Origin of the sequence: Clostridium sp. (assembly GCF_032552055.1) — a bacterium.
Taxonomy (GTDB): domain Bacteria; phylum Bacillota; class Clostridia; order Clostridiales; family Clostridiaceae; genus Clostridium.
Genome location: NZ_JAWGSV010000102.1, coordinates 1 through 10,760, shown reverse-complemented (window position 1 = coordinate 10,760; position 10,760 = coordinate 1). Strand labels below are relative to the sequence as shown.

The 10,760-nt window shown below is 28.6% G+C and carries 9 protein-coding genes, 2 pseudogenes and 1 other annotated feature; of the genes and pseudogenes, 3 read left to right on the top strand and 8 right to left on the bottom strand.

What is annotated here, in order from left to right; translation table 11 throughout:
- The first annotated feature begins 19 nt into the window (after nt 1–19).
- The 3 genes and pseudogenes from E6248_RS08625 to E6248_RS08615 all read left to right on the top strand — a co-directional run.
- Nucleotides 20–835: a nitroreductase family protein gene (locus E6248_RS08625; RefSeq protein ID WP_136005863.1), complete on the top strand. Its 816-nt coding sequence runs from the start codon at nt 20–22 to the stop codon at nt 833–835.
- 25 nt (nt 836–860) lie between these two features.
- Nucleotides 861–968, top strand: coding sequence for a 4Fe-4S binding protein (locus E6248_RS08620; RefSeq protein WP_316340409.1), 108 nt, complete (start codon nt 861–863; stop codon nt 966–968).
- Between the two features lie 7 nt (nt 969–975).
- Nucleotides 976–1,283, top strand: a pseudogene (locus E6248_RS08615) (nitroreductase family protein); the annotation flags it as partial.
- Nucleotides 1,284–1,339: 56 nt separating this feature from the next.
- Here E6248_RS08615 and E6248_RS08610 read toward each other — a convergent pair.
- The 8 genes and pseudogenes from E6248_RS08610 to E6248_RS08575 all read right to left on the bottom strand — a co-directional run.
- A complete protein-coding gene (locus E6248_RS08610; RefSeq protein ID WP_136005282.1) occupies nt 1,340–2,155 on the bottom strand; it encodes a hypothetical protein in 816 nt (271 codons plus the stop codon).
- Between the two features lie 294 nt (nt 2,156–2,449).
- A complete protein-coding gene (locus tag E6248_RS08605; protein WP_316340408.1) occupies nt 2,450–3,877 on the bottom strand; it encodes a 6-phospho-beta-glucosidase in 1,428 nt (475 codons plus the stop codon).
- 21 nt (nt 3,878–3,898) lie between these two features.
- A complete protein-coding gene (locus E6248_RS08600; RefSeq protein ID WP_316340407.1) occupies nt 3,899–5,752 on the bottom strand; it encodes a beta-glucoside-specific PTS transporter subunit IIABC in 1,854 nt (617 codons plus the stop codon).
- A 138-nt stretch (nt 5,753–5,890) separates the two neighbouring features.
- Complete coding sequence (gene licT, locus E6248_RS08595; protein WP_316340406.1) at nt 5,891–6,760, bottom strand: BglG family transcription antiterminator LicT; 870 nt, start codon at nt 6,758–6,760, stop codon at nt 5,891–5,893.
- Between the two features lie 382 nt (nt 6,761–7,142).
- Nucleotides 7,143–7,478, bottom strand: coding sequence for a rubredoxin-like domain-containing protein (locus E6248_RS08590; RefSeq protein WP_136005287.1), 336 nt, complete (start codon nt 7,476–7,478; stop codon nt 7,143–7,145).
- A gap of 349 nt (nt 7,479–7,827) precedes the next feature.
- Entirely contained in the window at nt 7,828–9,735 is a 1,908-nt protein-coding gene (gene thrS / locus E6248_RS08585; RefSeq protein ID WP_316340405.1) for a threonine--tRNA ligase, read from the bottom strand.
- 56 nt (nt 9,736–9,791) lie between these two features.
- Nucleotides 9,792–10,018: a binding site (T-box leader), on the bottom strand.
- Between the two features lie 88 nt (nt 10,019–10,106).
- Complete coding sequence (locus E6248_RS08580; protein ID WP_316340404.1) at nt 10,107–10,562, bottom strand: PTS glucose transporter subunit IIA; 456 nt, start codon at nt 10,560–10,562, stop codon at nt 10,107–10,109.
- 12 nt (nt 10,563–10,574) lie between these two features.
- Nucleotides 10,575–10,760: pseudogene (locus tag E6248_RS08575) on the bottom strand (mannose-6-phosphate isomerase); the annotation flags it as partial.

Genomic DNA, 10,760 nt, shown 5'->3' with positions numbered 1-10,760 from the left:
ACCATTGGAGGTGTTAGTTATGAATAATGTATTAAATCTATCAATAAAAGAATCTATAAAAGCTAGGCACTCAGTTAGAAATTATACTGATACTCCTTTATCTGAAGATATAATAAAAAAAATAGAAAATTATATTAAAAACTTATCAAATCCTTTTAATAAGGAAATAAAGATAAAATTAATAAAAAAGAATTCAGTTAATAAAGATATAAAACTTGGAACCTACGGAGTTATTAAAGGTGCAAATTATTTTTTAGTATCAGCTTGTGATAATGACGATTTATCTTTAATTGCATTAGGCTATTCTTTAGAAAAAGTCATTTTATATTGTACTTCTTTAGGTTTAGGCACTGTATGGCTTGGTGGAACTTTCAATAAAGGTGAGTTTGCAAAAGCTATTAACCTAAAAGAAAATGAAATCTTACCTATAGTCTCCCCTATTGGTTATGAGGGCGGTAAAAAATCTGTTATAGCAACTTTATTCGGTAGTCATACTAATAAACGTAAATCATATTCTGAGTTGTTCTTTAATGGGAACTTTGATACTTCTCTTAATCCAAATGATTCGGATGAGTACTTAGAGCCACTTGAAATGCTACGATTAGCTCCATCAGCAATGAATAAGCAACCATGGAGAGTATTAAAAGAAGATAATAACTTACACTTTTATATTACTTCTACTAAAGGTTTAACTAAAATTGATATTGGAATAGCCCTTTGTCATTTTCATTTAGTAGCAATTGAAAATAAAATTAATGGTGAATTTAAATCACTTGACTCTCAAAAACAGAAACCAAATAAAGATCTTACTTATATTATTTCTTGGAATAAATAACTATATTATTAAGGAGTGACTCTAAATGTTTAAAGTAGATAAGATTAAATGTATAGCTTGTGAGCAATGTATTAAAGATTGTCCTACTAAAGTAATTTCTTTACAAGAAAAAAAAGCTGAAATTAATAATTAAGAGTTGGTATAAAAAAGACCCATCAAAGAATGATAGGTTATTTTTCAATGCTCCATTAGCTATATTTGTTACTTCTCAAACTCCAATAAATGGTGGGTTAGCTTCTTCAAATATGGAACTTATGATTGATTCCTTAGGGCTTGGTACTTTCTTTAGTGGATTTTTATTAATTGAGCTCAGGATAATAGAGAAATCTTAGATTTACTTCAAATAAAAGATAGCAAACAAATAATCTCTTGCTTAGTTGTTGGTTATCCTGATGTTAAGTACCAAAGAACTGCTCCTAGAAAAGAAGCTAATATTAATTGGATATAATTATCTACTTAAAATTAACCCGTATTACAAATAATTAATATGGGTTAATTTTTATTTTAAAAATCATTCTTTGAAATTTCTCTAGGCCATGAAAGTAAATTTTTTCTTGATATTTTTAACTGCTTTTCTTTTGGAAAATATACATCACAGAAATAATTATGGTAGTTAGCTATCCATACATACTTGTCCCATACCCTTGTATTTTCCTTATTTATAACTAACATCTCTTCCACTTTATCTTTATGTCTAAAAAGTAAATCAATTTGTATTTTTTCAAACTCATATTCATTATTACATTTCGTATAATATTTAAATATCGTATTTAAATAGTTTAAAAACCATTGACCGTCATTATCAATAAGTATTTTCTTGTGTTGTGGGGCAATATCATAATTATTTATATACTTTTGTAATCTACTTACTGTCTTATTATCTAATACAATTCTTGGATAGCAAGCTAAATTACTCTCAGTATCATGAGCATCCAAAAGAGCTGGTCCAAAAACAATATCTTCATTTATATAAAATTCCCCTACACTTACTCCACCTCTAACAAAGAGTCCCTCTAGGGCTAGGTTAAATTGATATTCTGATACATTATCCAATATTTCATTCAATTCTTCTTCACCATCATCTTTTATAGGGTATCCAACAATCATATTATCAGTATATATCTTTATCTTCCCTTGACTATATTTATTGGGTATAATACACTGCTTATTCTTATTTATAAGATAACTAATCTCATTAAGTAGCTTGTTGCCATATCCCTCTTTACAAGAGTCTACTATCATTTGTGAAAATCCTAATATATCTATAGTACATACCATAGAATTAATAAGTTTCGGATTATCCTGATCATATTTTTGCATCTTCTTTCAACACATCCTTACTTAAATTACTTCTATCTCAACTATTTTAACATTTTATATAGGATTTTGTGAATATACTGTTCTAATGAAAATTCCCATAGTTTATTACCAGTCCGTAATTATTTAAATGTTTATGTTATTATTAAAGTGTAAATTATATATATTAAAACTTCCTAGTAAAATAATAAAGGACAACTATCTTAATTGTATCTGTCCTTCATTTATTAAAAAGATTTAAATTATTCAAATAATCTGCTTACTTAAATATCTCTTTCTTAATTCATTTAGTCACTATTATAGTATTTCACCGTTAGATTCGATAACTTTTTTATACCAATAGAATGATTTTTTTCTCTTTCTTTCAAGAGTTCCTTTACCTTCATTATCTTTATCTACATAGATAAAACCATAACGTTTTTTCATTTCTCCTGTACTTGCACTAATTAAATCTATGCATCCCCAAGGCGTATATCCAATCATTTCAACTCCATCAATTGTTATAGCCTTTTTCATTTCAACTATATGCTGTCTTAAATAATCTATTCTATAGTCATCATTAATTGAACCATCTTCTTCTATAGTGTCAACTGCTCCAAGACCATTTTCTACACAGAATAAAGGAATTTCATATCTATTATATAAATTATTTAATGATATTCTAAATCCTACTGGATCTATTTGCCATCCCCAATCTGATGACTTTAAATACGGATTCTTTATTCCTTTAGTCATATTACCACCAGTTAGTGTTTTTCCATCATTATTTGAGCTTACAACTAAAGTCATGTAATAACTAAATCCTATAAAGTCAACTTTTCCAGCCTTTAGAATTTCTTCATCGCCATCCTCAAATATAACTTCAATGTTTTCTCTTTTAAAATAAGTTTTCATAAAATTAGGATAAGCACCTTTAGCTTGTACATCACTAAAGAAATAGTGTCTGTTCATAAACTCATTTTGAAGTAAAACATCTTCTGGGTTACAGCTTTCTGCATATGCCAGCGGATATACTATCATACAGCCAATCTTAAAATCAGGATTTATCTCATGACCTAATTTAACTGCTTTTGCACTTGCTATTAATTGATGATGAGCTGATTGATATATTATTTGCTCTCTATTTTCACCTTCATTAATTCTAAGTCCTGCTGGTATAAAAGGATGCATAGTAATTACATTTATCTCATTAAAAGTCATCCAATACTTTACTTTATCTTTATATCTGTTAAATATGACATTGCAGTAATTTACATAAAAATCAACTAATCTTCTATCTCTCCATGCACCATACTTTTCAACTAATGAATATGGCATTTCATAATGAGATATAGTTACTACTGGTTCAATTCCATATTTTAAGCACTCATCAAATACATTATCATAGTACTCTAAACCTTTTTCATTTGGCTCTGCATCATCCCCATTTGGAAATATCCTTGTCCATGCTATAGATAAACGGAAACACTTAAATCCCATTTCTGCAAGCATTTTTATATCTTCCTTATATCTATGATAAAAATCTATTGCCTCATGAGATGGATAATACTTTCCCCCTTCTACTCCATATGTATATTCTCTCTTAACTCCAAAAGCCCCAGCTGTAGCAACATCTGCTGTGCTAACTCCTTTTCCCTCTACATTCCATGCACCTTCACATTGATTAGCTGCTGTAGCTCCTCCCCATAAAAAGTTTTCTGGAAATCTATTTAAATTAATATTCATAATAACTCCTCCACTCATTAATTATATTACTGTTATAATTTCGTCACCTTGATTAACCATATCTAATTTATTTGATATAATATCTAAATAATCCGCAGTATTCGTAACGATTACTGGAGTTATAATATCATAACCTTTATCTTTTATGGCCTCTTTATCAAATTCTACTAACTTGTCTCCAACCTTAACTCTATCTCCATTTTTTACAAAGACTTCAAAATGTTCTCCATTAAGCTTTACTGTATCTAATCCTATATGAATTAAAATTTCGACACCATCATCTGATTTTAGTCCTATGGCATGTTTAGTATTAAATATCATAGAAACGGTTCCATTTATAGGAGATACAACTTCATTGCTTGTTGGTATTATAGCAATACCTTTACCCATTATTTCTTCTGCAAATGTCATATCATCAACTTTTGATAATGGTACAGCTTCACCTTTTATTGGACTTTTTATAGATATTTTATTATTTAAAGGCTTTATTTCTTTAACTTCATTTTCTTGACTATCCTCATTAGCTTCATCAACTTCATCTTCAAAACCAATCATCCAAGTAATAATAAAAGTTGCTACAAAACCTATTGAACAAGCAATTATTATATTAATTACATTTGATATTTCAGGTCCTATATAAGCAGCAATTCCTATAAGTCCAGTTCCACTTGGTGTAAAGCCCTTAACAGCTGTTATACCTGCATATAATCCACCCATTGCTCCACCAGCAAGAACTGCATAAAAAGGTTTTTTAAGCTTAAGGTTTACACCATACATAGCTGGTTCTGTAATTCCTAAAAGTGCAGTTGCCCCTGTTGAAGATGATAATTGTTTTAAGTCTGTATTTTTTGTTTTGAAGCTTACAGCTAAAGCTGCTGCTCCTTGGCAAACATTTGATACTAACATACCTGGCATTAATGTTTGATATCCTAATGTTGCTAATTGTGTAAATACTGCTGGGAAAAGGCTATAGTGCATACCTGTCATAATTATTACTGGGCTTAATCCTCCCATAATTAGTGGTAATGCCCATGTTGCTTTACTATCAATAGCCATTATAACACTTGCCAATCCCCCACCAAGTAAATCACCTAGTGGTCCAATTACTATCAATCCTATAGGCGCTGTTATAACTATAACAAAAAGAGGTACAAATACTAATTTAAGTGCTTTTGGTATTATCTTATTAACTAATTTTTCAACATACGACATTAACCAAACAATTAAAATTATAGGTATTACAGAGGAACCATATTTTACTAATGCGACTGGTAATCCAAAAAACTTTACTGGTTCTCCTGCACTAACTAAAGCTGAAAAGTTTGGATGTAATAATACTCCTCCGATTACCACTGCTAAATATTGTGATGTTTTAAACTTTATAGCTGCTGTATATGCTAATAAAATTGGTAAAAAATAAAATGCTGCATCACTTATAAAATTCAATATGTAATATGTTTGAGTGTCTTGAGATATCCACCCTAATGCTGCAAATAATCCTAAAAATCCTTTTAACATACCACAGCCAGCTATAGCTGGAATAATAGGAGTAAAGACACCTGCTATTGTATCAAATATATTAGTTAAGATACCTTTCTTTTCAGTTTTCTCTTCTCCCTTTGACATATTAAAATTCCCTAGTTTAATAAGTTCTTGGTAAACATCGGATACAGTATTTCCAATGATAACTTGGAATTGACCACCCTTATTTACGCATCCCATTACTCCCTTAACTTTTTTTAATTTATCAATGGATACTTTTGAATCATCCTTTAAATTGAATCTTAGTCTTGTTACACAATGTGTAACATGTGCCACATTTTTTTCTCCACCAATGTGTTCTAATACCTGAGTTGCTATTTCCTTAAAGTTCATTTCTTATTCCTCCAATATCTTTTTATAGATCGAAGGTTTTGCCTGCATTACCAGTAACAATCCTGAGTTTTGTATCAGATAATAGTCTGATACCTTATATCACCACCTTAAAATAATCTATATATTTTAATAACAATCCTAATTCTTACTTATTAACTTTTGAATATGGATTATTAAATATAACATTTCTTCTTTAGATAAATCATATTTATATCTTTCCAATATAAACTTTTGAATTTTCATTACACATTTATATGATTCATTATACTTTTCTTTAATAATATAAAATAAATCATTTTCTTCATCTTTTTCATTAATCTTATTATTAAAAAGTCTTTGAGCAAAAAACTTTAGATGTGTAATAAATCTATAGTAGCTTAAAGATTCTAAATCAAATTCTATATTGAAATTGTATTTAACTATATTTAATATTTCCTGTATTAATTTGGTAATCTCCATTAATATTGGCATTTCTTCATTGAGATTAGCATTTACAAAGTGTAATGCTATAAAAGCAGCTTCATCTTCACTTAAAGTAATATCAAATTCCTTTTTTATAATTTCTAAAGCTTCTATACCTACTTCATATTCTTCCGAATATAATCTTTTAGTTTCCCAACTCAGACCGTTAGTAACTCTAATACCTTGCTTATGTCTATCAATAGCGTTGTATATATGATCTGTTAAAGATATATATATACTTTCATTAAACTTTTTACCTGTCTTTTCTTTTGCATATCTTATTATTTCTTCAGAAATTACAGTATATTCTAGTGGTATGCTACTTATTAGCTCTATAAATTTATTATTCATGTTAGGATTAGATAGAGTGAATATCTTCTCTATATTTTTTTCTACAATTATATCTTTCACTTTCTTTCTGAAGGCAATTCCTCTTCCCATAACAATGATTTCTTCATTATTATCATTTATAGATGTAACGACATTATTATTTAAGATTTTTTCTATTCTAATTTTAATGACCTCCTTTACAAAAAAAATAAGCAAACAAAACAATAACTAATATTAGTATATATATACATTTAAAGTCTATATACTAAAAGTTAAAGTTTTGCCTGCTTAACCAGTAACAATCTAACGATATTCTATATGTTTATGTTTACATAATATCATATGATATCTATTCTGACAATATATTTTTTAAATTTAATTAATTTATACATAAAAATTTATTTTAATTATCTTTCTAAGAGAAAATAAGAGATTTCTATATAACCAGATAAGACGTTCAACTACTAAGGTAGGTGTATAATCTATAAAAGTTCTTTCCTCCAAATTATATTTATCTCAGCATGGCATATGAACTATTTCTTTCTATACAAAAAAGGCTATATATTGTCATACCACAATATATAGCCTTATATTTATCTTACCACTTACCGTTAGCAATGTGTCCAGCTAATTCAGCTTTGCATCTTTGTTTGATAACCCAAGCTTCGTTCTTAGCCTTTTCAAATCCATTTACACACTTAGGATCTAGGTTGATTTCAATACCTTCTTTTGCAAGCTTAGCAATCTTATCTGCTAATATAATCATTTCAGCATGAATGCTATTAGTTCTATCAGAAGCATAAATCTTTTCTGCATCTTCACTACTTAATTCAACAAATTTTTCTTTTCCTAAGTTACACTTAGGACAAACTTCTGGAGCTTCAACTCCTTCATGTACATATCCACATATTGTGCATTTAAATAATTTTTTCATAATTAATCTCTCCTACATCTTATATATATATATTTAAATTTCTTTTAAGTTTCTTTGTTATGTTTATATATTAACTTAAATAATATCCTTTGTCAACTAATAATTTTTATTATTTAATAATTACTCTCTTATTATTTTTCTTTCTTTTGAAATTAAATAAAAGTTAGTTTTAAGCCATTTACTAATACATCTCATCTTAACTCTTTTATATTTATATTTATATTTATCTTCTATATTGATATTAAAAGAAAGGGTCGTAAAATCTCTACTCCCCTTCTCTTCATTATAAAAAATATTATTCTATTAATAGTTAAAACTATATAGTTAACTTACTAATTATATAATTAAGCTATATTTTTTTATTTTTTATCTCTTCATTTATTTTATTAATAAAGCTCTCTAAAGAAACATTTCCTTCATCACCATTTACTCTACTTCTTAAAGAAATGATTTGATCCTTTTCTTCCTTTTCACCTATAACAATTATATAAGGAACTCTTTCATTTCTAGCTTCCCTTATTTTATATCCTATTTTTTCACCTCTTAAATCCATTTCAGCCCTTATTCCATTAGATAATAAATTCTTCTTAACTTCATTTGAGTAGTCTATAAACTTATCAGAAATAGGTAATACTTTAACTTGTACTGGAGCAAGCCATGTTGGGAACTTCCCTGCAAAGTGTTCAATTAATATACCAATAAATCTTTCAATACTTCCAAAAATAACTCTATGAATAACTATTGGTCTATGCTTTTCCCCATCACTGCCAATATAGTCTAATTCAAACCTTTGTGGTAATTGGAAATCCAATTGAATAGTTCCACACTGCCATGTTCTACCTAGACTATCTTCAAGGTGAAAATCTATCTTAGGCCCATAAAACGCTCCATCCCCTTCATTTATTTTATAAGGTAGGTTCATTTCATTTAGTGCATCTTTTAAAGACTCCTCTGCCATATTCCAATCTTCATCACTTCCCATTGAGTCTTCAGGTCTTGTAGATAATTCAACTCCATATTTAAATCCAAACTTTGAATATACTTCATCAATTAAAGCTACAACACCTTTTATCTCTGATTTAATTTGTTCTGGTAACATAAATATATGAGCATCATCTTGAGTGAATACTCTTACCCTCATAAGACCATGTAAAGCACCTGATAATTCATGTCTATGAACTCTTCCAAGCTCCCCAACCCTCATTGGAAAATCTCTATAAGAATGAGACTCAGATTTATATACAAGCATTCCTCCTGGGCAATTCATTGGCTTTAATGCAAATTCTTCATCATCTATCATTGAAGTATACATATTTTCTTTATAATGATACCAATGACCTGAAGTTTCCCATAACTTTTTGTTTAACATTATAGGTGTTTCTACTTCAACATATCCAGCCTTATCATGAAGCTCTCTCCAATAATTTATCAGGTCATTTTTAAGAACTACACCCTTAGGTAAAAAGAACGGGAAACCTGGTCCTTCTTCTGCAAAAGTAAATAGCTTCAATTCTTTTCCTAGCTTTCTATGATCCCTCTTCTTTGCTTCTTCTATATTATTTAAATAAGTTTTTAAAATCTCTTTATTAGAAAATGCTACACCATACACTCTTTGTAGCATTTTATTCTTTTCATTACCCTTCCAATAAGCTCCTGCAACACTTGTCAATTTAAAAGCCTTAATTGATTTAGTTGAATATAAATGAGGGCCTCTACAAAGATCAACAAACTCACCTTGTTTATAAAGAGATATTGTTACTCCCTCCGGAAGCTCTTTTATTATCTGAATCTTGTAAGGTTCATCTCTATCTTCCATTAGCTTTATAGCTTCTTCTCTAGATAACTCCATTCTTTCTATAATCAAATCTTCTTTTATTATATTATTCATTTCTTCTTCAATTTTAGCTAAATCTTCATTATTTAATGAATTCTCTATATCAAAGTCATAGTAAAATCCATTTTCTATTGATGGACCAATAGTTACTTTTGCATCTTTATATATTCTTTTAACTGCTTGTGCCATCACATGTGAGGTAGTATGTCTCATAACCTCAATTCCTATTTCATCATCGTAAGTTAGTATATTTACCTCATCTTCATCTTTAAGCTTATAGCTTAAATCGACTAAGGTTCCATTTACTTCACCTGCTACAGCAACTTTTGCTAACTTCTTGCTTATTAAACTAGCTAATTCTAAAACATTTGATTCTTCTTTGACTTCTCTTATTGATCCATCTTTTAATTTTACGTTAATCATTACATTCTACCTCCTTTTGTAGATTTAATTAAAAATAAAAAAACACCCATCCCATATCTTGGGACGAATGTTATATACGTGGTTCCACCCAAATTGAATTAAAAATTCAATTCATCTCTGTAAGTATTATCGATCTTCACCGATGGCATTTCTCATTTTATTGATACTAAACCATCACTCCAGGGTAGTTTTCTTATAGTCATATTTAAAAGTGCTTACAGCCAATGACACTTTCTCTCTTAGAACAGTATTCTATAATACTCGTCCCTATCACTGTTTAATAATATTATACTATCAATATTATGTTTATTTGTGTTAATTTTATCACTTTTAGATTTATTTGTAAATAATTTATGTAATTTTATAATATCCTAAATTTTTTCTCCTGCTTTTATGCTTCTCTCTTTCTCTATCAAATTAAATGAGTCTCCATCTGTAAATATAACCATAATATCAGATGATGGAATTTTGCTTTTTATCATATCTAAGTCGACTTCTACAATCTTTTGTCCCACCTTAACTTTCTGTTTTTCTTCAACTAATAACTTAAAACCTTCACCTTCTAGTTGTACACTATCAACCCCTATATGTATTAATATATTTTTCTCATCTTTAGATTTAATAACTAATGCATGTTTAGTTGGGAAAATCGCTTCAATTGATCCATCTACAGGTGATACAACAACTCCGCTTGAAGGTTCTACAGCAAACCCTTCACCTAGACACTTTGAAGCAAAAGTTTCATCATCTACTTTAGAAATATCTTTAATTATCCCAGTTGCCGGTGAAACTATCCTTGATTCTTTATTTTTAAATATTTTAAACATAATTTCCTCCTGTTATATATAACTCTTTAACAAAGTAATATTTCCTTCTATTGAATACTGACCTAACTTTGCAGGTATTAAAACACTATCACCTTTATATATATCCAACGTGTAATTCTTAGTTTTTATTTTTCCAAAACCTTCAACACAAGAAAATATAAAAAATTTGTCTGAGTTACTAGTCTCAATAAGCTCTTT

Bases quoted from the DNA above. Each gene is read 5' to 3' on its own strand.
- E6248_RS08625 (WP_136005863.1), top strand. From the start codon at position 20: ATGAATAATGTATTAAATCTATCAATAAAAGAATCTATAAAAGCTAGG.
- E6248_RS08620 (WP_316340409.1), top strand. From the start codon at position 861: ATGTTTAAAGTAGATAAGATTAAATGTATAGCTTGTGAGCAATGTATT.
- E6248_RS08610 (WP_136005282.1), bottom strand. From the start codon at position 2,155: ATGCAAAAATATGATCAGGATAATCCGAAACTTATTAATTCTATGGTA.
- E6248_RS08605 (WP_316340408.1), bottom strand. From the start codon at position 3,877: ATGAATATTAATTTAAATAGATTTCCAGAAAACTTTTTATGGGGAGGA.
- E6248_RS08600 (WP_316340407.1), bottom strand. From the start codon at position 5,752: ATGAACTTTAAGGAAATAGCAACTCAGGTATTAGAACACATTGGTGGA.
- E6248_RS08590 (WP_136005287.1), bottom strand. From the start codon at position 7,478: ATGAAAAAATTATTTAAATGCACAATATGTGGATATGTACATGAAGGA.
- thrS (WP_316340405.1), bottom strand. From the start codon at position 9,735: ATGATTAACGTAAAATTAAAAGATGGATCAATAAGAGAAGTCAAAGAA.
- E6248_RS08580 (WP_316340404.1), bottom strand. From the start codon at position 10,562: ATGTTTAAAATATTTAAAAATAAAGAATCAAGGATAGTTTCACCGGCA.